Source organism: Nocardia otitidiscaviarum NBRC 14405, assembly GCF_000308635.1.
GTDB lineage: Bacteria > Actinomycetota > Actinomycetes > Mycobacteriales > Mycobacteriaceae > Nocardia > Nocardia otitidiscaviarum.
Genome location: NZ_BAGD01000068.1, coordinates 37,849 through 61,822, shown reverse-complemented (window position 1 = coordinate 61,822; position 23,974 = coordinate 37,849). Strand labels below are relative to the sequence as shown.

The following is a 23,974-nucleotide window of genomic DNA, read 5'->3' as shown; positions in this document are numbered from 1 at the left end:
ATACTTGTCACGGTGTCACACTCCCCAGTTCAGGGCCGGTGTCCGCACCGGCGCGTCCCATAGTTCCAGCAGTTCGTCGTCGACCCGGGTCACCGTCACCGAGCATCCCGCCATGTCCAGGCTGGTGACATACGGGCCGACCAGTGACCGGACCACCTCGACGCCGTGTGCCCGCAGCACCCGCGCGACCTCGTTGTACATCACGTACAGCTCGAGCAGCGGCGTGCCGCCCATCCCGTTGACGAAACAGATGACCCGGTCGCCGGACCGATACGGCAGATCCGACAGCAGGGGTTCGACCAGCAGCTCGGCGATCTCCCGGGCGGAGGCCAGCGGCAGGCGTCGCCGTCCGGGTTCGCCGTGGATGCCGATGCCCAGTTCCATCTCCGCCTCGCCCAGTTCGAAGGTGGGCCGACCGGCGGCGGGCACCGTGCACGAGGTCAATGCCACACCCATGCTGCGGGTTTCGGCATTGGCGCGGCGAGCCACGGCGGCCACCTCGGGCAGCGGCCGGCCCGCCTCGGCGGCCGCGCCCGCCAGCTTCTCCACCACCAGGGTGCCGCCGACGCCGCGCCGCCCGGCGGTGTAGAGGCTGTCGCGCACGGCCACATCGTCGTCGACGACCACCGACACCACCTCGGTACCGGATTCGGCCGCCGCCAGTTCGGCGGCCATCTCGAAGTTCATGACGTCGCCGGTGTAGTTCTTCACGATGTGCAGCACGCCCGCACCCGCGTCCACGGCGGTGGTGGCGGCCAGGATGCGGTCGGGCACCGGGGAGGTGAAAACCTCACCGGCGCACGCGGCGTCGAGCATGCCGCGGCCGACGAAGCCGCCGTGCAGCGGTTCGTGACCGGAGCCGCCGCCCGACACCAAGCCGACCTTGCCGGGGGTCGGGGCGTCGGCGCGCAGGATCACGCGGTTCTTCTCGTCGATGCGCAGCTCCGGATGCGCGGCCGCCATACCGGCCAGGGCATCGTCGACCACATCGGCGGGATCGTTGATGAGCTTCTTCACGAGATCTCCTATCGGACGGTCGATTCGACCGGTTCGGCGGTCGCGCCGAGGCGGTGCGAGGTGCGGGTGAGGGCATACGCGGTGGCGGCCGCGGCCACCCCGGCGAGGAATTCGGCGGCCAGGTAGACCGGGGCCTGACCCCAGTGCACGTCGCCGCCCCACAGCTGCTGCACCAGCATCGGACCGAGGGTGCGGGCGGGATTGATGGACGCTCCCGTGGCCGGGGCCACCGGGATGATGGCGGCGAAGACCACGAGCCCGATCGCCACGCCCGCGAATCCCGGTGCGGCGGCGCGGTGTACGACCAGCAGGACGGTCAGCACCAGGATGAAGGTGCCGACGAATTCGGCGATGAACGCCTGTCCCGCACCCACATCCGTGCCGTAGGCGGCGATGCCGAGCCCCACCTCGCTGGCGCGGTCGCCGAGGGTGCCGAGGATGGCCAGCGCACCGAGTACCGCGCCGACCAGCTGCGCGGCGAGGTAGGCGGGGACCTGCCGCCACGGGAACTGTCCGGACACCGCGAGGGCGAGGGTGACCGCCGGGTTGATGTGATTACCTGACACATGTCCGAAGGCGTAGACGGTCGCGACCACGACCGTGCCGAACGCCAACGAGATCATGCCCAGGTCTGCCATGGTGAACGGCGCGTCGCCGTTGACGATGAGCGTCGCCGGGACCGACCCGACGCCGATGAAGACGAGGAATGCCGTGCCGAGCACTTCCGCCGCGAGACGCTGCGGTGTCCGCAGTCCATCCATGAGGTACTCCAGATATGTCGAACGCCATTCGATAATGTCGAATAGAATTCGTAGAGTACGGTGTTGTGGCTCGGGTCACAAGGGCCCGCGAAAGGTGATCGCATGATCCAGTCCGTCGACCGCGCCGTCCGCATCCTGTTCGCCCTCCAGGGTGCGCGGCGGATGACGCTGTCCGAGTTGGCCGCCGAGCTGGGATTGGCCGCGACCACCGTGCACGGCATCGTGCGCACCCTGACCGCGCACGGCGTGGTCGTGCAGGAGCACGGCGGCGGCCGCTACCAACTCGGCCCCGCGGTGCTGCGCCTGGGCAATGTCTACCTCGACACCCTCGATCTGCGCGCCCGCGCCCTCACCTGGGCGCACGACCTCGCCCACCGCACCGGCCGCGCGGTCCGCGTCGGCGTGCTCTTCGGCGACGACGTGGTGATCATCCACCACGAACCCAGCCCGGACGGCAGCCGCCAGATGCCCGAACTCGGCATCGAGATTCCCGCCCACGCCAGCGCGCTGGGCAAAGCCATCCTGGCCTTCCTGCCGCGCACCGAAACCGGCTCCCTGCGCAGCATGACCGGCGACACCATCACCACCGCCGACGACCTCGCCGAACACCTGCGCCCGGTGGCCCACTCCGGGATCGCCCTCGAGCGAGACGAGGCCGTGCTCGGCGAATCCTGTATCGCCGGAGCGATTTTCGACAACACCGGCGCGGTCGTCGGCGCGGTCGGCGTGGTGCTGCCCACCGCCGACTGGCCCGCCCCCGAGACCGTCGTGGACGCGGTGCGCACCGCCGCCCGCACCATCTCGCGCGAACTGGGCTCGGGCCGCTGGCCGGTTATTCCACCCGCACCATAGTCGTCATCACCCATGCTTCGGGATCCGGCCAGTCCTGCCGCAACGATTTGACGATATGACGACGACGAACACCATCGGGGCATTTGACCGTCACCTCGGTCTTGGCGAAGATCTCCGGATCGGTGGGAAGGAAATTCAGATACTCGTCGAATTTCGGATGCACTCGACACCGCTCGAAGATGTCCGCCATGACCTCCGCCTCGACAATCCCGGGGGCCAGGATGTTGAGCATCATCGCCGCATGTCGCGCCATGTCGTCCCACGTGTCGCCGAAGCTGTCCAGCGCGCCCGGATTCGTGAACAGCTCGACGACCAGATTCACCGGACCGCAATCATCGGTCGGGACCTTCAACCACGGGAAGTACTCGTCTGCCGCAGCGTTCTTCGCCATGATGTGCAGAACCGGACTCTCCATGAACATTCCGGGTCCGGCGAAAGAGTTCAGCAGTTCGAGATCCCCCGCGGCGAACTGCGGCGGCCAGCGACCGGCCCGGAACGGCACGATTCCGTGGAGGACCTGATCGGCGACCTTCAAGCCCAGCACGGCGGGGAACCCGAAAAATTTGACGAGGGCGATGATCTCTTCGTTCTCGAAGCGGCGCTCCGCACGGAACTTCTTGGCGGTCGCGCTGAGTGAGAGATTCAACTCGGCCGCCACCTGACTTCTCGAGTACCCGAGCACCTCACGGGTCTTGTCGAGCGCGGCGTAGAGATGCTGCTGGGCTGCCGACAGTGTCTCTTGTCGCTCGTACGGCGGGTAGTCCGTATCCTTCCCTCGTCGCCTGCTCAACAATTCTCACCACTCGACCGGTAGCGCCTTGAGGCCGTACACCATCGCGTCCTCCTTGAAATCGAGTTCATCGAGCGCCGCAGCCACCCGCAGATCCGGAATACGCCGGAAGAGCGTCTGCAATGTGATGCCGAGTTCGATCCGCGCCAATTGCAGGCCGATGCAGTTGTGGCGGCCGGCGCCGAAGGAGAGGTTCTGAGCCGCGTTCGAGCGGGTCAGGTCGATCCGGTCCGGGTTCGGGAAGACGCTTTCGCTCCAGTTGGCCACTCCGATATCGAAGATGATCGCGTCACCGGCGCGAATCATCTCATCGGCGACCGCGATATCGGCGACCGCGACTCTCCGCAACCCGATGTGCGGGATGCTCAGGTATCGAGCGAGCTCGTCGACCGCGGTGCTCAGCACCTTCGAGTCGTCGGTGTCCCGGATCAACGCCACCTGCTCGGGACTCTCCAGCAGTGCGGCGACACCGAGGGCGATCATGTTCGCGGTGGTCTCGTGTCCGGCGGCCAGGAGGCCGACCGCCTCCATAATGGCCTCCCAGGGTTGCAGCTCCCCGGCGGCCACGAGTTCGGCCATATCGGACAGTGTGTCCTCGCCCAGGTTCTCGGTCTTGGCCACGAGCAGCTTGTTCAGATAGTCCAGCATCCGCAGCGTGTTCTGCGCGGACTCCTCGACAGAGGTCGCAGAGTCGAACCCGGTCGCGGTGAGGGATTCGAAGAACGCGTGATCCTCGTACGGGACGCCGAGCAGCTCACAGATCACCTCCGACGACACCGGCAGTGCCAGCGCCGTGACCAGATCGGCCGAACGCCCCGCGGCCAGCATGGCGTCGATCCGCTCGTCGACACGCTTCTGGATCAGCGGTCGCAAGGTCTCCAGTCGCTTCGGCGTGAACGGCTTGGCCAGCATCCGCCGGAAGCGTGCATGCTCGGCACCGTCGGAGTTCAACATCGTGCGCGGACTCAAATCCGCGACCGCTTTCATCGACGGGTTCGTATGCGGGAACTCCGGATGTTTGTTGTCCAGCAGTACATTCGGGTGGGTGAACAGCATGCGCGCCTCCGCATGGCCCGTCACCAGCCATGCGGTCTTGCCCTCCCACGTCCGCACCTTGGAAATCGGTCCCGCCGCGGCGATCTCGCGGACTCCGGGGGCCGGCGCGAAGGGACAGCCATGCGCTCGGGGCATGGGGTAGAAGGGCACCTCGGCGGTGGTCGATGTTTCGGACATGGTGGGTCGTACCTCGATCTGTGACTCGTACTGGAGAGCGGTTCGCGACGAACGGTGCGCGCTGGGTCGCTATCCCGCTTTCGTCGGGGCGAGATCACACAGGTGCCGCAGCTGCTGGCGCATCGCCTCCGTTACCCGCCCCATCTGCGCATGACTGTGTTCGACCGTGTCGTAGTCGACCTGGACGGTAAGGCGATCGCCCAACGTGAACATGGTCATCGTCGGCGGCATCTGCTCACCCATGCCGTAGACGAAATTGCGCACGAGCTCGAGGTTCGGCGGGATCGGATAGGCAGGCATCCGACCGATATTGGACAGCCCCAGCGACGGCACGATGGTGGGCATCCCCGCGGCCTCGGGATCGATGCCGCGGGACAGCGCACGCAGAATCAGGGCCGGGAACCGGGCCTCGACGCCGCCCCGCACGCCGACCTCGACAATCCGCGCCAATTCGATCGGATCGGCGTCAGCACTCGCGAAGACGGGTGTGGGAACCCCGCTCACACAGTTCAGAATGGTCGACCCCGACAGCGGCGGCGACAGTTGGTCCCGCACATCGACACAGTGCGTGGCGAGCATCATGGCCGGACCCGAGTCGACATCGAGCTCGGTACGCAGGGCCGTCAGGGCGGCACCGGCGAGCAGGCTGTTGACCGAAACCCCGTGTGCGCGGGCGGTGGTGACGATCGCCTCGGAGTCATCCGCGCTCAAATCCAACGATCGCAGCGTGAACCGTCCGCGCGGGTCACCGATGCCGTCGCCGTCGATGGGCAGATGAACCGGTGCGGACGTGGCGGGGTCGGTGGCCGCGGCGATGGCGGCCAGCTGCGTCATGAAGGCATCGAGCTCGGCGTCGGAGACCGTGCGCGCCAACTGGGCGTCGACCCCGTCGGGCAGCTCGCGGTCCACATCCGACAACGGCAGCGGCTGCCCCGCGAGATGGGCGCTGTACCGCTCCCACATCTCGTGCACCAGCGGAAACATCGAGCGTCCATCGCAGACACCATGATGCGCCGCCAACACGATGCGGCTGAGCTCGCCGTCCCGCAGCAGATATCCCTTGAAAAGCCCTTCCCCCCAGTCATGTTTGCTGTTGATGAGCGACTGGTACTCGTCGTCTCCGCCCGCCCGGATCTCCAGCGGTGGCTGATAGTCCTCCCGCAGAACGAACCCCAGCCCGCCATCGGCGGCACGGACGACAACCGCACGCAGTACGGCATGCCCCGCGGCGAGTTCGGCCAGCACCCGACGCAGAATCTCGACGTCGATCTCCCCGCGCACCGTAGTCCCGATGTACAGGGCCACTTCGGCTTTCGGCACGCTGCCCAGTTGGGCCTCGCGGTCGAAATGAGCCAGCTCGAAGGGCGTCAGGGGGCGTGGTGTGGTCATGCGTGAACCGTGCTTCCGTACAGAGAACTTGCCGCACCGAACATACACACAGCTCCCGCGTCACGGCATTCCGAGCCGCTGCGTCAGGGCGTCGCGTTTTGCATGTGGCCGTGCGGATTTGGCGCCGACCGTCCTCGACCGAACGATCATGGGTGACGACGCGGCTCGTCTGGTGGCACGCGAGCAGTCAGCGCTCCGCGTCCGCGTCGAGTTCCCTGACCGCACGCTCGATCTCGTCGGCGAGGGTCGCCCCGCCGACCTCCCACGCCGCCGCCCGGAAGCGGTCGCGGAAGCGCATCAGGTCGGTGCCGAGGCCCTCGCCGCCGTAGCTGGTGGCGGCCGCGTCGCGGAAGGTGCGCGCCATCTCGTCGGCCAGGTCGGCGATATGTGCGCGGATGAGTTTGCGCAGTGCGCCGCTGAGGGTGATGTCGGTGCCGATGTCGTAGAGGATCAGCGCGCCCTTGAGCATGGGCAGATCCGGCACCCGCCAGCCGTCCGCGCGCCGTTCCAGATAGTTGGCGGCGATCAGGTCGTCGAGGATCTCGGTGCGGCGGTCGCCGAGTAGATCCGACAGCGCCTCGTCGGAGATGTCCACGACCTGATCGGCGGAGACCGAGTGGCGCGGGTCGAACAGGGTCCGCCAGTCCGCCGCCACGGTATCGGTGGCGAGAACCTCGCGAATGGCGTCGAGGCGCAGGCCGCGCGCCCGCATGGCGGCGATGTCGCGCAGCCGTTCCAGGTGGTCGTCGCCGTAGACGACCTCTTTCCCGGCCCGGCCGGGTTTCGGCAGCAGGCCGAGCGAGTGGTAGTAGCGGATGGTGCGCGCCGGGATACCGCTCAGATCGGCGAGTTGAGTACGGCTGAAGCGAGGCACCGGCCCAGCATAGAGTCAGGACGACCTTCGTTGACAGTGGTAACTGTCCGCGTTAGCGTAACGCGCGTCACCGCCGACACCGAGGAGTTCCGCATGTCCCAGCGCGAAACCGATTTCGACGTGCTCATCGTCGGATCCGGATTCGGCGGCAGCGTCACCGCGCTGCGCCTGGTCGAGAAGGGATACCGGGTCGGCATCCTGGAGGCCGGGCAACGCTACGCCGACGACGAACTGCCCGACACCAGTTGGGATCTCCGGAAATTCCTGTGGGCACCGGCCCTGGGCTGCTACGGCATCCAGCGCATCCATCCGCTGCGCAATGTGCTGATCCTCGCGGGCGCGGGCGTGGGCGGCGGATCGCTCAACTACGCCAATACGCTGTACGTACCGCCGGAGCCGTTCTTCACCGACGCCCAGTGGCGCGATATCACCGACTGGCGCGACGAACTCATGCCCTACTACGAGCAGGCGCGCAAGATGCTCGGCGTGGTGCAGAACCCGCACCTGACCCCCGCCGACGAGGTGTTCAAGCAGGTCGCCGACGATATGGGCGTGGGCGACACCTTCGTCCAGACCCCGGTGGGCGTCTTCTTCGGCGAGCCGGGCACAACCGTCGCCGACCCGTTCTTCGGCGGCGTCGGCCCCGACCGCACCGGCTGCATCGAATGCGGCGAGTGCATGACCGGCTGCCGCCACAACGCCAAGAACACCCTGGTCAAGAACTACCTGTACCTCGCGGAGCGGGCCGGGGCACAGATCGTCCCGATGACCACGGTCAAGGCGCTGCGCCCGCTGCCGGACGGCACCTGGGACGTCGACACCACCCGCACGGGCGCGCTGCTGCGCAAGCAGCCCAAGACCTACACCGCCGCCAACGTCGTGCTGGCGGCGGGCACGCGCGGCACCCAGAAGCTGCTGTTCGCCATGCGCGACAAGGGTGTGCTGCCGGGCCTGTCCGATCGGCTGGGCGTGCTCACCCGCACCAACTCCGAGTCCATCGTCGGCGCGGCCACCCGGAAAGTGAATCCCGACCGCGACTTCACCCGCGGCGTCGCCATCACCTCATCCATCCATCCCACGCCCGACACCCATATCGAACCGGTGCGCTACGGCAAGGGCTCCAATGCCATGGGCCTGCTGCAGACCCTCATGGTGGACGGCGGCGGCCGGGTGCCGCGCTGGCTGCGCTTCCTGTGGACGGTGCTGTTGCATCCGCTGATGCTGGTGCAGTTCCTGAGCGTGAAGAACTGGAGCGAGCGCACCATCATCTCGCTGGTGATGCAGCACCTCGACAATTCCATCACCACCTACACCAAGCGCGGCCTGTTCGGCCGCAAGCTGACTTCGAAACAGGGCCATGGGGAACCCAATCCGACCTGGATCCCGGTCGGCAACGAGGTGACGCGACGGGTGGCCGACAAGATCGGCGGCGTGGCGGGCGGCTCCTGGGGCGAGGTGTTCAACATCCCGCTCACCGCGCACTTCCTGGGCGGTGCGGCCATCGGCGCGGATCCCGACCACGGCGTCATCGACCCCTACCACCGGGTGTACGGCTATCCGACGCTGAGCGTGGTGGACGGTGCGGCGGTGTCGGCGAACCTGGGCGTGAACCCGTCGCTCACCATCACCGCGCAGGCCGAACGCGCGGCGGCCATGTGGCCCAACAAGGGCGAGGCCGATACCCGCCCGGAGCAGGGGCGGGGTTACCGGCGCATCGCACCCGTGGCACCGAAGCAGCCGGTGGTCCCGGCGTCGGCTCCGGCGGCGCTGGTACTGCCGATCGTGGAGATCCGCGGCGGCGGGCAGTCCGAGTCGACGCCCGCCTGAATCGACCACGGTGCGAGCGTGCACGGTGTGCACGCTCGCACCGGATGCCGTTCGGCGGCTGACCGCCCCGCCGCTGCCGGATCAGCTGCCGAAGACGTGCGCGAAACCCATCGGGGAGGTGGGCGGCGGCGCGGTGCCGGCCGGGGCGCGGAACTCCTGCAGAGCCGACAGCACGTCCACATGCCGCGCCGCGTAGCAGCGGACCTGCGGCAGGGCGTGGGCGACCTCGCTGCGTTCGAGCGGTTCGGCGTCGATATAGCCGATATTGTCCAGGTGCAGTCCGAGGGTCTGAGCGATACGGCCGATGGCGGCGGACTTGCGGCCCCACCCCACCTCGATGACCGCGAAGCGGTCGTGCAGTCCGTGGCGGCGCAGCTCCGCGTCGGTCCACGACCATTCACCGCGGCTGGCGACCGCGTGCAGGATGCCACGCTCCCCCAGTATGCGCAGGGCCCGTACCGCGTCGGGGCGCAGCGCTCCACTGGTGGAATCGCTCACCACCCCGTCCCACAGGGTCTTGTCCACTTCCCAGACAAGACATTTCACAGTCGGTGACATCTCCTGCCTTCACACGTCGAGCAATCATCCGGATACCTCGATGCGGGACGCCGCGCTCGTGGCGAAGGGCACCCTGCGCGTGACATCGTATGGTCCGTCTGGGCCAGAGCACCAGTGGAACCGAATCGGGGCGGGGTGCGTTGACGCAAAAGTGATGGTGGATTCATCGCTGGTAGCGTCGGTTTCCGCAGCGGAACAGTGTAGGAAGTGGGGGAGCCCATGCGGCACCGCACGAAATTCTCGGGGGTAGTGCTCGCGGGTGCGACGGCGCTCGCCCTCTCGGGCTGCGGTGCGTCCCAGGAATCCGCGCCGGTGGTGATCGGTTCGCTGGAACCGGCAGCACATTCCGAGCCGCCCGCCCCGCCGGTCCAGGCGCTGGCCGCACCCACGCCCGCCGATATCGCGGCTCCGACCACGCTGCCGCCCGATGTGTACGCCGGGATGCCGCTCATCGACCGCACCGAATGGACCGACGCCGTCGACGGCCGTCGGCTGCTCGTCTATCCGACCGACGCGGGCCGCGCCGACCGGTTCCCGACCGCCGCCGACCGGGCCTGGCGGGAGATCCTCACCCTGTCCCCCGACGCCGACACACCCGGCATGTGGGACCAGTTCCGGTGTCACTGGGAGTGGGCGCGACTGGTGAACCCCGACAAGCCGAGCTGGAACCTGGAGCCGTGGCGACCGGCCGTCGGCTACCAGGAGACCGTGAACGCGCTGTGCAATCCGGGCGGCCCGGAGCGCTGAACAGCGCCGCGGCGGCCATAACGAGACGGTCGCGGCGAAAGCGGTTGCCCGCGAGAACCTTCGAGTCCAACCTGAAAGTTGCGTATCGTGGGTGTCGTCGAAGCGCATACTCCTCGGAGGGAGCGGCACGGTGCGGTCATCAGCGACTCCGTCCGCCGGGCCGAACCTCGCCCGGGAGACCGCGCTGGCGGGTGCGCGGGAGCTGTTCCCCGCCCTCGACGATACCGCCGTCTACCTCGACAGTGCCTCCACCACGCAGAAACCGCGACCGGTCATCGAGGCCGTCGACCGGTATCACTCCCGGCAGACCGCCAACGCCGGGCGCGGCACCTACCCGTGGGCCACGACGCTCACCAGGGAGTTGGAGCGGGTGCGTGCACGGATGGCCGGATTCCTGGGCGCCCAACCCGACGAGGTGGTGTTCACCGGCGGGGCGACGGCCGGACTCAACGCGGTGGCGCTGTCCTGGGCGTTGACCAACCTGCGCGACGGTGACGAGATCCTGTACAGCCCGCGCGATCACGGTTCGAATGTCTATCCGTGGCACCATCTTCGGCAGCTGCTGCGCGCCTTCGGGCGGGAGATCCGGCTGGTGCCCTATCGGGTGACCGCGCTCGGGGAGGCCGATATCGACCATCTCGCCGCCGCGATCACCCCGCGCACCCGGCTCATCACGGTCGCGCATCTGCATCACGTCTTCGGGGCGCTGACCACGCTCGAGGAACTGCGGGGGCGAATCGATCCGGGCATCGCGCTGTGCTTCGACTGCAGCCAGAGCGGCGGGCATCTGCCGGTCGACGTCACCGAGCTGGACGCCGACTTCGCGGTGTTCTCCGCCCACAAGATGTTCGGCACACCGGGTACCGGGGTGCTGTACTGCCGACGCCGCCGCCATCCGGAACTCACCCCGTTCCTGCCGGGCGGCAATTCCGCTGTCGCGCTGGACCTTCCGCCCTCGCACGGCAACGCTCAACCGCACGGTGACGCGATGCTGCGCGCGGGGGCCATGCCGCGGCTGCTGGAGGGCGGCACCCAGAATATTCCGGGCATCCTCGCCCTCGGCGCGGCCCTGGACGTGCTCGACGGATTCGGGCTCGACGCCATCGCCGCCCACAACCGGGCGCTCACCCAGCGCCTGATCGCGGGCCTGCGCACCATTCCCGATCTGGAGTTCCTCCCCGGCCCCGCCCACGCCCCGTGCGAAACCGGTTACGGCACAGTGTCGTTCACGCTGCCCGGCATCTCCGCCACCGATCTGGGATTCGTGTTGAGCGAGTACGGTTTCCTGGTCCGCACCGGCGCGCACTGCGTCCCCGCCGACACCGTCGGGCGGGACGAGGATTCGGTACGCGTCAGCGCGCACGTCTACACCACCGTCGATGACATCGACCGCTTCACCGAGCGCGTCGCCACCATAGCCACGGAGGTCCGATGACGATGAACGGGCACGACCCCCGCTACGACCGCCGCGCGGCCTCCCGCGTGCTGGCGACACTGGCCCGCCCCGGACTGTTCGCGACGGCCGAGTTGCCGCCGCGGCTGCGGCTCGAATACACCTGCGCGCCGATGCGTTCCGAGCCCGGCTCGCATCTGACGCTGTCACAGCGATTGTATCTGGGGCGGTTCATGAAGCCGTGCCGTCCCGATCAGGTCACCTCGGCGACGCATCGTATCGCGTGGACCGACAGCGACGGAATCCCCAACACCGGGCACTACCACTCCGGAGGGCTGGGGCCGATCGTGCCCATCGCCATGCGCGAGACCGTGCTGACGCTGTGGCACGCCCTGGCCGCCGACGAGGCTCTGGCGCAACGGATCTCACTGCTGTCGGAGCGGGACCGTGCGGTGCTCGACGGCACCACCACCGATCACGACCCCATCGACATCTTCCGGGTCGGCATCGAGGCCACCGGGCGGGCGCTGGCGCAGCATGCGCTGCTGGCACGGTGGACGCCCTATCGGACCCCGGTGGAGTTCGCGGTCGGCATGCGTGATTCCGGCATCTACGGGGCGGTCGCTACCCGGTGGTACTGGGAGCAGCAGGCGTCGACCTATCGGCGCGGCATGATCGCGGTGACGCTGGCCGCGCAACCCGACGGCACCGTGCGCTACTCCGCCGACACGGTGGCCACGCTGCGCGCCATGAAGGACGCCACCATCGCCGACGCCCACCGGATCATGCGCCGCGCCACCGCGGTCGAGGGGTTGAGCGTGGCGGCCGCCATCGAGAAGTATCACGACGAACTCGACCTCATCTCGCGCCAGTACGCGCTGCTGCCGCCCGGCACCCGCCCGGCCTGCCTGGCCGCCATGCCGCATCAGATCGAGGGCGAGCATTACAGCATCCTGCCGACGGTCGTGGACCGGTTCACCGAACTGTTCTGCGCCATCGCCTCGCGGCTCACCATCGCGGAGACGACCTCGGATGCCGAGACCGGCGATGCGGAGCTGTCCGCCGAGGACCGGGTGTTCTGGGTGCCGGATATGAACTGCCAGCACTGTGTGCGCACCATCACCGGCACACTGGAATCGATGGGCATCGCGGTGCACGACATCGACCTGGTGTCCAAGCGGGTGCTCGCCGACTTCCGTAGCCCACGCAATCGGCACCGGGCCTTCGAGGCCCTGCGCGACAGCGGCTACAACCCCACCGTCGAGACACCGGCACCGGCCACGACGGAAACGGCCGTATGACGGTTTCCACACCGCCGACCCTGCCGCCCAAGATCCATCCGCTGGTCCGCGCGTTCCTCGACGCGCCCGGGGCGGTGGCCGACGCGTTGGCGCGGTTCGGTTCGCCCGCGCATCTGGTGTTCCCGCAGGTGTTCGCCGAGAACCTCGGGCACTTCCGGGACGTTCTCGACGAGCAAGGAACCGGGTATCGAATCTGCTACGCGCACAAGGTGAATCAGTCACGGGCCTTCGTCCGCACCGCCGAACGGGCGGGCATCGGCATCGACGTCGCCTCGGCGGCCGAGCTGGCGAGCGCGGTGGATGCGGGATTCGCGACGGATCGCATCGAGGTGACCGGGCCGAAAGGGGAAGCGTTCCTGCGTGCTCTGGTTGGCACCGGGGTGACGGTCAACGCCGACAATCTGTGGGAGGTGCGGCGGCTGGCGGAGCTGGCGGACGCCCCGGTGCCGCTGCTGCTGCGCCTGTCCGGCTTCCCGGCGACGCCGGTCAGCCGGTTCGGAGTGCCGCTGTGGCAGGCCGAGGAGGCGCTCGCGCTGCTGGCGGCGCATCGGGACCGGATCACGTTCCGCGGCTTCGCCTTTCATATCGACTCCGGGGAACCCGCCGAACGGCTGCGGGCGGTGGAGGCCTGCCTCGCACTCACCGAACGCGCCTACGCATGCGGCCTCGTGCCGACGGTGTTGAATATCGGCGGCGGCTTCCGGCAGGTGTTCACCTCCGACGCCGACGCCTTCGACCGCTACGTGGTGGCGCTGCGGGCCGGTCTGCTCGGCCGTGGTGAGGCGTTGACCTGGGGCGGCAACACCTTCGGCTTCCATCTCGACGGCGGTGCCGTGCACGGTACGCCGGTGTTCCACAAATACGCCAATACCGTGCCCGCGACCCGGATGCTCACCGATCTGCTCGGCGCGGAACTCGAACAGCACGGTGGACGGGCGATGGCGCGACTGGCGGCGGAGAATCTGCTCGACATCTGGTTGGAGCCGGGCAAGGCGCTGGTCGATCATGCCGGAATCACCGCCGCCCGGGTGGAGTTCGTCAAGGATGTGGCCGCGGACACGACCCTGGTGAATCTCGATGTCAGCCGGGACACCGTCACACCCGCCGATCAGGAGGTGATGGTGGATCCGGTGCTGCTGCCCGGCGGCGACGTGCCGGACACCGACCACGGCGACGCACCGGTCGGGGTGTTCCTGGCCGGACGGCTGTGCCTGGAGCGCGATCTCATCACCAATCACAAGGTGTGGCTGCCGCGGCGGCCGCGGCCGGGCGATGTGATCGTCTTCCCCAATACCGGGGCTTATCACATGGATCTCTCGGCGGCGAACGCGTCCATGCATCCGAGGCCGCCGAAACTCGCTGTCGCACAGCGGGGTGACGGCTTCCGGGTGTGCCGGGACGAGGAGTACGAGCCCGTGGCGGCCGCCGGATCGAGGGAGGCGTGATGCGCTACGACCACATCACCGAACTCATCGGCGATACGCCGCTGCTGCGGCTCGACCCCGCCGTACACGGGCTCGAACATGTCGAGCTGTACGCGAAACTCGAATCCTGCAACCCGTTCGGGTCGGTGAAGGACCGGGTGGCGTGGGGCATGATCCGCGACGAACTCGACGAGATCGTGGCACGCGGGCAGAGTCTCATCGAGGCGTCCAGCGGCAATACCGCGAAGGCGTTGCGAATTCTCGGGGCCGTGCACGGGGTGGGGCTGCGGGCGGTCACCAATCGGATCAAGGTCGACGAGGTGCGGGAGCTGCTGCGGCTGTTCGGCACCGAGATCGAGGAGCTACCCGGACTGTCGGAGTGCCCCGATCCGACCGCACCCAATGACGTGTACTCGGTGATCGAGGCGACGATGGCGAAAGCCCCTGGCGCGTACCATCATCCGTCGCAGTACACGAGTGAGAAGAATATCGAGGCGCACTATCAGGGCACCGGGCGTGAGATCCACGACGATCTCACCCGTGACGGCATCACGAGGGTGGACTATCTGATCGGCGGGCTCGGCACCACCGGCTCCACCCGGGGCGCGGCCAGCTATCTGCGCAAACACAATCCGGAACTGCGCACCATCGCGGTGGTCTCCGAACGCGGCGATTTCATCCCCGGTATCCGCTCCGAGACCGAGATGTGGGATGTGGGCCTGTTCCAGCCCGAATTCTACGACCGCATCGTGCCCGTCGACTCCGCCCGCGCCATCATCGGAACCCTCGCCCTGGCCACCGAGTACGGCGTCCTGGCCGGACCCACCAGCGGTGCCGCCTACACGGCGGCCCTGGACGCACTGCGCGACTCCCCCGCCGACTCACGTCCCACCGTGGCCGTCTTCATCGTCTGCGACCGCCTCGAACCGTACCTGTCCTACATCCGCAAACGCCGCCCCGACCTGTTCGGCGCACCCGCCCGCCACCGCACCCCGCCCACCCCGGAGGAACTCGCCGCCACCCCCACCCTCACCCCCGACGAACTGGAAGAACTGGACCGCACCGCCCGCCCCACCCTGGTCGACACCCGCGGTGCCATGGCCTACCGCATCGCCCACGTCCCCGGCGCCATCAATATCCGCGACGACCAACTCGACGACATGCTCACCCACACCGTCCCCTTCCCCCGCTCCCGCCCCCTGGTCTTCCTCTGCCCGATCGGCGAGGTCTCCCGCCACTACGCCGCCCTCGCCCGTCGCGCCGGCTACGACGCCAGCAGCCTGGCGGGCGGCGTCACTGCCTGGCGGGACAGCGGCAAACCGATGGAATCGGCACCCAGACTCGAGACCTGACCGAGATCACGCCGCGAGATCGGACGACACGGCCCGCCAATGTTCGTACTCATGGCCGAGTACGAGGCCGCCCTGATCGCCGAGCGCACCGTTGCCGGATTTGGTTGAAAAGATCAATACGTGTAGTCGACTTCGAAAATCGCCGACGGTGAATGCAGGCGAAGGACAGCCGCCAGCAACGACTCGGCCTCCGGAAACTGCTTTGGGTGGCTACGGCAACTCTCGCGCCCTGCGTTTCCATTCCTCTATCAGGGTACGGTTTCGGATCTCGAATTCTCTACGGTCGCTATCCGGCCACGTGTCCATATCCATGTCCAGCGCGCGAGATGTCACGAAAGACATGAACTCGTCGGCCATAGCCTTGCTGCGTGCGCGGATGAACTCTTCCTCTTCGGGCGTCACATTCACAGGACCCTCACTCCGTACCATGCTGTATTTTTCATCAATGTCTTGCCGAGTTCACGATCATCACCGGTCAAACTCGCGAGTTCGTTCGGTGACGGATACTCGATCACTCGACCTTCGAATCTACGCAACATGTCGTCGAGTTGCACCCGGTCAGCGGGCGAACAATTGTTGTATATGTTTCGAATCTTGTCCGTGATCGAGGAAACGGACTCTTTCAGTAGATCTGGATTCGTATCGAAGTCGTATCCTGCACGCGCCCAAACGTACCCTCCGTCGTCTGTTGCAAAAACCGTGATCCGATCCACGCCGGATCTCCGGTAGTAGCCCTCCATCGCGGAGTTGAAGGCGGTGGCGAACCCCTGACCGGTGGCATCCTCGTCAAGATCCATCACACGATTATCGACAACGATGCGACCCTTGTCATCCTGATAGATTTTCCGCTCGAGTATACCAACAATCCCGTTGTCAGGGTCCCGGATCGAGGCGTGGTAGTTGAAACCTACTGCATCGTCCAAATATTTTGCCTGAGCGATGTGTACATCGTAGGGGCCGTATCGTCGATTCAGTCCGGAGAGTGAAGCCAGAAGTTTCTTGCCATCGGCAGGCGACCCGCGGATGAATTCACCCAGCGGCGGCATGGATGACAGGTCGGGGATGTAAAGATTCCTGCCCGAAGTATGCGGTTGCATGAACGATGCCACCGACGGCGGCTCCGATCCTCCCTCAGCTCCACCATTTATCGATTTCCTGATCCGGTCGGCGCCCTGTGCATCCTGCACATCTGCTCCATCGAGCAGATTGCGGAGCTTCCCCGTCTTGTCGTCAGTGAAGGTTTTACTGTGCTCAGCGAACTCGACGAAGCTATGAACGATCCGGCCTGAGCTATCGCGTATCAATCGAGAAATCCACACAGATAGAACCTCCGCGACACCTTCCGACTCTGGATTGGACTCCGGATCCCTGCCAACGATTCTGCATCAGAACCAACCCTGATAAGGATCGTATTGATCCGGAGGACGCCCCCTCGCGGAGTCCTGCCGGAGTCCGGGAGGACGGGCGTGACGTGGGACAAGGCCGCCAAGGAGGTGCTCACCCCTGGCGTGGCGGAGAGGTGATCGGAAGAGTCTCGAAACCGCTGGTCATTCGGCGAGTGATCCGATGCGCGGCCGTGTCAGGCCGGGCTGGCGGGGAACACAGCGCGGGAGGCGAGATCCAGGCGGTGATGGTGGCGGTCGTCCGGGTCGACTGGGTGCCCTTCGGCGGCGTCGGTGATGTCCAGCGCGGTGGAGTGGATCGCGCAGGTGGGGACGCGGCAACGGCGGTGACGCGGGTGCGGTGTCCGCTCCTCGTGTGCGCGTGCGACCGAACGTCGTCGGCCCCGCCATCACCGCAGGCAACGGCGCTGCACGGAAGGAGCTGACGCGGCTGGCAGGATATTCGCGTGGAGCTGGCATTCGGACTGGTCGGGTTGATTGCGGCGGCGGTGGCGCTGGCCGCGTTCGCGCGGCGGATCGGGGTGGCCGAGCCGCTGGTGTTGACGGTGGCCGGGGTGGTGGCGTCGTATCTGCCGTTCGTTCCCGAGGTGGGGTTGGATCCGGAGCTGGTGTTGCTCGGGTTGCTGCCACCGCTGCTGTACACGACCGCGATCAGCACCTCGCTCATCGACTTTCGGCCCAAGAAGGTGTCGATCACGCTGCTGTCGGTGGGGTTGGTGCTGTTCACCACCTTCGCGGTGGCGGTGGTGGTGATGGTGCTGCTGCCGGTGCCATTCGCCGCGGCGGTGGCCATCGGGGCGGTGGTGGCGCCGCCGGACGCGGTCGCGGCCATCGCCATCGCGCGACGGGTGGGGATGCCGCGGCGTCTCGTCACCCTGCTCGAGGGTGAGTCGCTGTTCAACGACGCCACGGCGCTGGTGACGCTGCGCACGGCCATCGCGGCCATGGCGGGGGCGGTGAGCCTGTGGGAGGCGGGGGCCGACTTCCTGCTGGCCGCGGTCGGGGGTGCGGTGATCGGTCTGGTCGCGGCGGCGGTGCTGGCCTTTCTGCGGCGACGCATCACCGATCCGGTGCTCGATACCAGTCTGTCGCTGCTGGCGCCGTTCGCGGCGTACCTGCCCGCCGAGGCGGTGCACTCCTCCGGGGTGATCGCCGTGGTGACCTGCGGTCTGATTCTCGGCCACGGTGCGCCGGTGTGGCAGAGCGCGGCCTCGCGGATCGCCGAGCGCACCAACTGGCGCACCATCCAGTTCATTCTGGAGAGCGGGGTGTTCCTGCTGATCGGTTTGCAGGTGCGCCATATCGTGGAGGACGCCTGGAACAGCGGGCTCGCACACGGCACCCTGCTCATCGCGTGCGCCGGGGTGCTGGCGACGGTGATGCTCGCCCGGCCGGTCTGGGTCTTCCCCGCCACCTACGTCGCCTGGTGGATGGAGGGCAGACGGCGCGGCAAACCGAGGCCGCAGCCGACCGGCGCGGCCGTGGTGTCGTGGGCGGGGATGCGCGGCGTGGTGACACTGGCGGCCGCCATGCTGTTGCCCGCCGACACCCCGGAACTGGCGACACTGCGCCTGCTCGCGCTGGTGGTGGTGGTGGGCGGAACGCTGCTGCTGCAAGGGGTTTCGCTGCCCTGGGTGGTGCGCGCGCTACGACTGCGCGGACCCAGCCGCGCCGAGGACCGGCTCCAGGAGGCGGCGCTGCTGCAACAGGCCACCTCGGCCGGGCTCACGGCGCTCGACGCGCACGTCACCGACGCCACACCGCCGCAGATCGTCGAGGGGCTGCGCGGGCAGGCCGTCCAGCGGGCGCAGGCCGCGTGGGAACTGTTGGGCCGCTCCGAATCCGACCGCATCACCCCCGGCGGGGAGTATCGGCGGCTGCGGCTGGCCATGCTGGCGGCCGAACGCGACGTGGTGCTACGGGTGCGCGATACCGGCACCCTCGATCACGAGGTGCTCCAGCATGTGATGGCACTGCTGGATATGGAGGAGTCCACGCTGGCCCGCGTCACCGAGGCCGAGGACGACGGTCCGGAGACCATGGTGGCCGGGGTGGGCGGCGGCGACTGCGAGCACCTGCGCGACGCCCCGCAGACCGCCCGGCCCGACACTCCCGACAGCTGTGCCGAATGCGTCGCCGAGGGCTTGGTGTGGGTGCATCTGCGCATGTGCCTGGCCTGCGGGCATATCGCCTGCTGCGAGTCCTCGCCAGGCAATCACGCCACCAGGCATTTCGAAGCCACCGGGCATCCGGTGATCCGCAGCGTGGAGCCGGGTGAGAGCTGGCGCTGGTGCTACGTGGACGAACTGCTGGGATAGCCGCTCGACAGCCAGGCGCGGCGGTCCCGGTCGGACGGAGGCGACACCCGGGCGGCGTCGGCGCGGTGGGTCCCGCGGGCGCGACCGCCCCCGCGCACCGGGCGTGCGCGGTCCGTCCCGGCCGGGCACTACGCTGTTCCCGGTGCAGACAGGTCAGCAGCCCTCCGACGCCGAGCCCCGCCTCTGGGGTGGCACGACCCTCACCGAACGCCGTGAGGCGCGGCGTGCCGCGCTCCTGGACGCCGCGCTCGATCTGATCGGCGAATCCGGAGCGGGCGCGGTCACCATGCGCGCCGTATGCCGCAAGGCCAATCTCACCGACCGCTATTTCTACGAATCGTTCAGCAGCCGAGACGAACTGCTCGACGTGCTGTACCGCCAGATCGCCGACGAGTTCCTCGAGCCGATGACCGCCTACGCGGTGGCCGACGATCCGGCCCGCGACCGTGCCCTGTCGGAGGTACTGGTGGACAAGGTGCTCCAAGATCCGCGCAAGTCCCGGCTGTTCCTCGTCGAGCCGTACTCGAGCACCGGGCTGGGCGCGACCACCATCTCGGTGATGCCCGCGTTCACCCGGCTCATCCAGGACCATCTGTTCAGCCATATCGAGGATCCGGTTCGCCGGCGGCTGGCCGCGGTGACCATGGCCAGCGGCAACGCGGGCATGTTCTCGGCGTGGTTGAACGGCACGCTGCGCGCCAGCCGCGAGCAGATCGTCGACCATCTGGTGGCGACCATCTGGGCCTACCGGCGCATGTACCGCGACTAGATCCGGCCCGAGCAGCGCGCCGAGGGCGTAGCGTCGCGGACATGGACCGCGCGGCAGTGCAGCAGTGGATCGAGGGCTACGAACTGGCTTGGCGCACAGCGGGAACCGCCGCCGTGCGCGAATTGTTCGCGGACGCGGCCGAGTACTACGTGTCCCCGTGGGCGACGCCGATCACCGGCCACGCGGCGATCGCCGCCTTCTGGGAAGCGGGGCGTGACGGTCCCGACGAACCCTTCACCATGACCGCCGAGGTGATCGCGGTGGACGACGACACCGCCGTGGCGCGCGTCGGCGTCGAGTACCTGCGCGACACCCCGGCCTCGTGGCGGGACCTGTGGGTCCTGCGCTTCGACCCCACCGGTCGGTGCGTTCACTTCGAAGAGTGGCCGTTCGCCCCGGATCAGCCGGACGGACAAGATCATCCGGCAGCCCCCTCGACGCCGAAATGATCATGACGAATTGTGCGAATTCGGGCATTTCGGATGCCACCCGATACCGCTGGTAGCGCGTGTTTCCCCCGCGCCACGCCCACAACCGCTATGACCTCGCGCGCCAATCCCACCCCGGCCCATTGTGCCCAGCCGCTATTCCTGGAAGCGTCTCGGATCACGCGACCAGGAGGCGAGACTCCGCCGCCTCCTAGTCGCGCCCAAACATTTCGGCCCGTATCTCCGAGGCTACCCACATCGACCACATGGCATCTCGTGCTGCCCGCCGCCCTCATCACCGCGTTGCCGTCGGGCCACCGGGTGGATGATGCCGACGGCCACGGAGGTGACGCTGTCGGGTATGGCGGCCGACGATGAGACAGCGGGCCGGTGAGCGACCCGCTGAACTGTTGCGGCGCATGCGGGACGCCATGGCCGACCTGCTCGCTCGCCGGACCGGTGGACAGTTGAGCGGCACGCTGGGTGAACTGGCCGCCCAGGTCACGGCCGCACGCCGCAGCTACGGCGGTGCCGACAGGGACGGATACCAGCGGGTCGCGTCCGCGCAACACCCGGGCGATACGCACCGCAGCGGGACGTCTTCCGGACCACCCGGCATGCGGATACCGATCACCGACCTGTCACATATGCCGCCCGTCGGCGGCCTCTACGACAGTGCCCGGCGTGGCGAGCTCGGCGACCATGATCTGACCCGGGAACTGCGCGGACTCCAGCGGCGGTACGGCCCGTATCACGTGGTGAACATCAACGCCTGGTACGAGCGATCCTGGACTCTCGACGACGGCAGTACGAGCCCGGCGAAAGTGACCTTCGTCGGCGAGATCCGCGACGATGCCGGGAGCGATGCCGGTTCGCTCCTCTACAGCGTCTTCCGCGACGACGACGGGAATCTGGTTGTCGCCAACGAACTCACCGAACTTCAGAAGGGTTTCACCGGCCAAGGGTTCTCCACGGCGTTCTCGGCGTCGACCGAGGACTACTTCCGGCGATCGGGTGTCGACAGATTGCAGGTGACCGCCTCCATGACCGACGGCGGTGTCGCTTGGGCCAAAGCCGGATACGACTGGGACCTCACCCCCGCTAACCTGGATGAGTCCGTCAGGAACATGCGACTTCGTATCGACCGATTCCTTACCGGCGACCTCGGCCCGCTGACTCAGCGTGATGCGGCACTGCTGCGGGACATGCGCGCACGATTCGAGGGACGAGTCGTGGAGTTTCCCTCGCCTCAGGAACTGGTCATGCTCGCTGGAGACAACCCGAAACTCGGCGAGAAGCTGATGAGAGGATCATATTGGCACGGGATGAAGAAGCTGTGACTCCGACACCGAGAGAAGGAATTCATCCGGGCCCGCAGCAAAGCCACCTCCGCCCACTTCCTGCGCTTCGTCACCGAACGCGGTCTCGATACCGATCCCGACACCTGGCGGACCTCGGACCGGCGGGAGTTCGACCGGCAAGCTCATCGACTCGTCGAGGAATGGAAGGACCGCGCGCGACAGGTTCGGAGAACCGTGATCAGCCACCCTCGGTGTTGCGCCGCGCACATCCGGTGGCGAAACCGGGATGCCGGGTGTTTACTCGCTGGGGCGAGGTGCCGTCGTTCGCTGAGGCTCCTTCGCGGATACAGGCTGGCGATCGTAAAGGTCGAGAGACGCCACCGATCAGGACAGGTCTCCCCGAATCAAGGGGTGATCCCGACCAGCTCCCGTCGGACGGGTTACGCCGCGAAGTGCCAAAGGTCTTACGAGGAAGGAGGTGGTGGGCGTGCCCGGTGGAAGTGATCGATCTCGGAGTCGATATCAGGTGGCCACACGGTGTTTCGGCGACCCACCCGCGCTCGTTCGGAGGATTCCGCTCTCCCGGTAGCGCGCGGTGCGCCGACCTTTTCTCGGGAGTGCGTCATGACCATGGTGGACATGCTCATTCGGCTGCTGGCCGGGGTGAGCCTGGGTGCGGTGATCGGGTTCGAGCGGCAGTATCGGGCGCGCATGGCCGGGCTGCGGACGAACGCGCTGGTCGCCGCGGGCGCGACCCTGTTCGTGCTGCTGTCGGCCCATGGCTTCAGCGGCGGTACCGCCGACCCGACCCGCGTTGCGGCACAGATCGTTTCGGGTATCGGATTCCTCGGCGCGGGCGTCATCCTGCGCGACGGGTTCACCGTGCGCGGCCTCAACACCGCCGCCACGCTGTGGTGTTCGGCCGCGATCGGCGCGCTGGCCGGTGCGGGCATGCTGCCCACGGCGCTGGCGGGCACGGTCGTGGTGGTCGTGGTCAATACCGCGCTGCGGGCCGCGGGTCGTCGGGTGGACCGCCGTCCGGAGGCGGGAGACGAACAGCACACCCGGTACTCGTTCATCGCCTGCACCGACGACGCCCACGAGGCGCACACCCGCGCGCTGCTGGTGCAGTCGCTGACCCGCACCGATTTTCAGCTGGTGTCGGTCGCCAGCTCCGATATCGGTTCCGGCAAGGTGGAGGTGCGCGCCGAGCTGGTCTCCGATCGCCGCGACGACCGGCAGATGGAGTCCGCGGTCAGCCGTCTGAGCCTGGAACCACATGTGACCAGCGTCGGCTGGCGCACCCTGGACCAGCTCGGTGCGCCATGATCGGCGCGTCCGCGGCATCCGGCGCGGCGGGTGTGCGCCGCGCCGGACCGGGCGAGGCCGGCACCGATTTCGGAAGTGTCGGCGGTCCGGCGACGCACCGCCGAATGCGGTATCGCCACGGATGGGAAGGCTGGTTCCGGGGCATCGCGTCGACGGCGGACCCACCTCGACACGCAATCCGCTCGCGCACGGCGCAACCGGACGTCATCGCCTGCCAAGTCACGCGAAACCCACTGCGCCCCAAACAGACCGAGCACCATTCGAGCATTCGCCGCCCGGCGCGCGAAATGCGCGGCGGCAGCACCGTTCAGCCGCGCGCGGCAATCGAAAATTAATCCCTTTCATCCGACATCGGGCAGTTCGCGGGTTACAGTGACCCGCAGAGGGACGCGGCGACGAGGAGCAGGTGTTGGTGTCCATCGGGAAATTGGTGTCGTTCGACAGTTCACGGGGGTTCGGATTCATTCGGCCCGAAGACGGTGGCCCGGACGTTTTCGTCCATGTCAACGACATCGGCCTGGACGAGGACGAACTGCGCCAGGGGCGGGTGTTCGAATTCGATGTGACCGAAGGTGACCGGGGGCCGAAGGCGATCAACCTGGCGCTGGTCGGGGGGACGGGGCCGGTGCGGCACAAGAACAAGGAACGCGGCGAGCGGACGGCCGGACAGCTCAGCGCCGAGGAGCACCGGCGGCTCATCACCGAACTGCTGCTCGACGCCAGCCCGGCCCTGACCGCCGGGGAGATACTGACCATCCGCGAGCGCCTCACCGCCTTCGCCGATCAGCACGGGTGGATCGACGGCTGAGGGCATGCCGGTCTCGAAAAACTGACCGGTACGGCCTTACGATCTTGGGGAGCCGCCGTATCCGACCGATGAGTTTCGATCGGGCGCGGCGTCTACCTGG

The 23,974-nt window shown here is 67.7% G+C and carries 23 protein-coding genes and 1 riboswitch; of the genes, 14 read left to right on the top strand and 9 right to left on the bottom strand.

All coding sequences use genetic code 11. The features are described from left to right. Positions 1-15: 15 nt before the first annotated feature. Both dhaK and ON31_RS13615 read right to left on the bottom strand, forming a co-directional pair. Positions 16-1,017, bottom strand: coding sequence for a dihydroxyacetone kinase subunit DhaK (gene dhaK / locus ON31_RS13620; protein ID WP_039813647.1), 1,002 nt, complete (start codon positions 1,015-1,017; stop codon positions 16-18). A gap of 8 nt (positions 1,018-1,025) precedes the next feature. Continuing rightward, positions 1,026-1,778: an MIP/aquaporin family protein gene (locus ON31_RS13615; RefSeq protein WP_039813644.1), complete on the bottom strand. Its 753-nt coding sequence runs from the start codon at positions 1,776-1,778 to the stop codon at positions 1,026-1,028. Positions 1,779-1,880: 102 nt separating this feature from the next. Between ON31_RS13615 and ON31_RS38680 the strand changes: the two genes are divergently transcribed. Beyond that, the gene (locus ON31_RS38680) at positions 1,881-2,630 is read left to right on the top strand and encodes an IclR family transcriptional regulator (RefSeq protein WP_039813641.1); all 750 of its coding nucleotides are present in this window, start codon (positions 1,881-1,883) and stop codon (positions 2,628-2,630) included. On the opposite strand, the gene ON31_RS13605 is transcribed toward ON31_RS38680, so the two are convergent. From ON31_RS13605 to ON31_RS13590, 4 genes are all read right to left on the bottom strand, one after another. Further along, positions 2,611-3,420 carry a hypothetical protein gene (locus ON31_RS13605; protein WP_147287211.1) on the bottom strand — a complete coding sequence of 270 codons (810 nt, stop codon included), beginning with the start codon at positions 3,418-3,420 and terminating at the stop codon, positions 2,611-2,613. The genes ON31_RS38680 and ON31_RS13605 overlap by 20 nt on opposite strands. A 6-nt stretch (positions 3,421-3,426) precedes the next feature. After that, positions 3,427-4,653 (bottom strand): cytochrome P450, encoded by a 1,227-nt coding sequence (locus ON31_RS13600; protein WP_039813635.1) that lies wholly within the window; start codon positions 4,651-4,653, stop codon positions 3,427-3,429. Positions 4,654-4,722: 69 nt separating this feature from the next. After that, positions 4,723-6,042 (bottom strand): phthiocerol/phthiodiolone dimycocerosyl transferase family protein, encoded by a 1,320-nt coding sequence (locus ON31_RS13595; RefSeq protein WP_039813632.1) that lies wholly within the window; start codon positions 6,040-6,042, stop codon positions 4,723-4,725. 187 nt (positions 6,043-6,229) lie between these two features. Continuing rightward, positions 6,230-6,916, bottom strand: a complete 687-nt coding sequence (locus tag ON31_RS13590) for a MerR family transcriptional regulator (RefSeq protein WP_039813629.1) — start codon at positions 6,914-6,916, stop codon at positions 6,230-6,232. 93 nt (positions 6,917-7,009) lie between these two features. On the opposite strand from ON31_RS13590, the gene ON31_RS13585 reads away from it, so the two are divergent. Next, the gene (locus tag ON31_RS13585) at positions 7,010-8,743 is read left to right on the top strand and encodes a GMC oxidoreductase (protein WP_039813627.1); all 1,734 of its coding nucleotides are present in this window, start codon (positions 7,010-7,012) and stop codon (positions 8,741-8,743) included. Between the two features lie 81 nt (positions 8,744-8,824). Here the strand turns inward: ON31_RS13585 and ON31_RS13580 are convergent, their stop codons facing one another. After that, the gene (locus ON31_RS13580) at positions 8,825-9,268 is read right to left on the bottom strand and encodes an HAD family hydrolase (RefSeq protein WP_081592426.1); all 444 of its coding nucleotides are present in this window, start codon (positions 9,266-9,268) and stop codon (positions 8,825-8,827) included. Positions 9,269-9,520: 252 nt separating this feature from the next. On the opposite strand from ON31_RS13580, the gene ON31_RS13575 reads away from it, so the two are divergent. The 5 genes from ON31_RS13575 to ON31_RS13555 all read left to right on the top strand — a co-directional run bounded on the left by ON31_RS13575 (position 9,521) and on the right by ON31_RS13555 (position 15,518). Continuing rightward, on the top strand, positions 9,521-10,048 hold the full coding sequence (locus tag ON31_RS13575; protein ID WP_039813625.1) for a DUF2599 domain-containing protein: 528 nt from the start codon (positions 9,521-9,523) through the stop codon (positions 10,046-10,048). A 130-nt stretch (positions 10,049-10,178) separates the two neighbouring features. Continuing rightward, complete coding sequence (locus ON31_RS13570; protein WP_255222089.1) at positions 10,179-11,483, top strand: aminotransferase class V-fold PLP-dependent enzyme; 1,305 nt, start codon at positions 10,179-10,181, stop codon at positions 11,481-11,483. Continuing rightward, entirely contained in the window at positions 11,480-12,742 is a 1,263-nt protein-coding gene (locus ON31_RS13565) for a heavy-metal-associated domain-containing protein (protein WP_039813623.1), read from the top strand. The genes ON31_RS13570 and ON31_RS13565 overlap by 4 nt, the downstream gene beginning before the upstream one ends. Further along, on the top strand, positions 12,739-14,187 hold the full coding sequence (locus ON31_RS13560; RefSeq protein ID WP_039813620.1) for a type III PLP-dependent enzyme domain-containing protein: 1,449 nt from the start codon (positions 12,739-12,741) through the stop codon (positions 14,185-14,187). The genes ON31_RS13565 and ON31_RS13560 overlap by 4 nt, the downstream gene beginning before the upstream one ends. Continuing rightward, positions 14,187-15,518 (top strand): pyridoxal-phosphate dependent enzyme, encoded by a 1,332-nt coding sequence (locus tag ON31_RS13555; RefSeq protein ID WP_039813617.1) that lies wholly within the window; start codon positions 14,187-14,189, stop codon positions 15,516-15,518. The genes ON31_RS13560 and ON31_RS13555 overlap by 1 nt, the downstream gene beginning before the upstream one ends. Positions 15,519-15,728: 210 nt before the next feature. Here ON31_RS13555 and ON31_RS13550 read toward each other — a convergent pair whose 3' ends face one another. Then, positions 15,729-15,926, bottom strand: a complete 198-nt coding sequence (locus tag ON31_RS13550) for a hypothetical protein (RefSeq protein WP_115061662.1) — start codon at positions 15,924-15,926, stop codon at positions 15,729-15,731. Continuing rightward, positions 15,923-16,837 (bottom strand): hypothetical protein, encoded by a 915-nt coding sequence (locus ON31_RS36640; protein ID WP_147287210.1) that lies wholly within the window; start codon positions 16,835-16,837, stop codon positions 15,923-15,925. Before ON31_RS36640 ends, ON31_RS13550 begins: the two co-directional genes overlap by 4 nt. Positions 16,838-17,367: 530 nt before the next feature. Here ON31_RS36640 and ON31_RS13545 point away from each other — a divergent pair. The 7 genes from ON31_RS13545 to ON31_RS13515 all read left to right on the top strand — a co-directional run bounded on the left by ON31_RS13545 (position 17,368) and on the right by ON31_RS13515 (position 23,874). Continuing rightward, on the top strand, positions 17,368-19,239 hold the full coding sequence (locus ON31_RS13545) for a Na+/H+ antiporter (RefSeq protein ID WP_039813611.1): 1,872 nt from the start codon (positions 17,368-17,370) through the stop codon (positions 19,237-19,239). A 142-nt stretch (positions 19,240-19,381) separates the two neighbouring features. Continuing rightward, positions 19,382-20,008, top strand: a complete 627-nt coding sequence (locus ON31_RS13540; protein WP_039813608.1) for a TetR/AcrR family transcriptional regulator — start codon at positions 19,382-19,384, stop codon at positions 20,006-20,008. 41 nt (positions 20,009-20,049) lie between these two features. Continuing rightward, complete coding sequence (locus tag ON31_RS13535; RefSeq protein WP_051037199.1) at positions 20,050-20,457, top strand: YybH family protein; 408 nt, start codon at positions 20,050-20,052, stop codon at positions 20,455-20,457. Positions 20,458-20,810: 353 nt separating this feature from the next. Continuing rightward, a complete protein-coding gene (locus ON31_RS13530; protein WP_039813604.1) occupies positions 20,811-21,776 on the top strand; it encodes a hypothetical protein in 966 nt (321 codons plus the stop codon). 273 nt (positions 21,777-22,049) lie between these two features. Beyond that, positions 22,050-22,218, top strand: a riboswitch (M-box (ykoK) riboswitch). A gap of 143 nt (positions 22,219-22,361) precedes the next feature. Further along, on the top strand, positions 22,362-23,066 hold the full coding sequence (locus tag ON31_RS13525) for an MgtC/SapB family protein (RefSeq protein WP_039813602.1): 705 nt from the start codon (positions 22,362-22,364) through the stop codon (positions 23,064-23,066). Beyond that, positions 23,063-23,401: a hypothetical protein gene (locus ON31_RS13520; RefSeq protein ID WP_039813599.1), complete on the top strand. Its 339-nt coding sequence runs from the start codon at positions 23,063-23,065 to the stop codon at positions 23,399-23,401. Before ON31_RS13525 ends, ON31_RS13520 begins: the two co-directional genes overlap by 4 nt. A 71-nt stretch (positions 23,402-23,472) precedes the next feature. After that, positions 23,473-23,874 (top strand): cold-shock protein, encoded by a 402-nt coding sequence (locus ON31_RS13515; RefSeq protein ID WP_029928527.1) that lies wholly within the window; start codon positions 23,473-23,475, stop codon positions 23,872-23,874. Positions 23,875-23,974 lie beyond the last annotated feature (100 nt).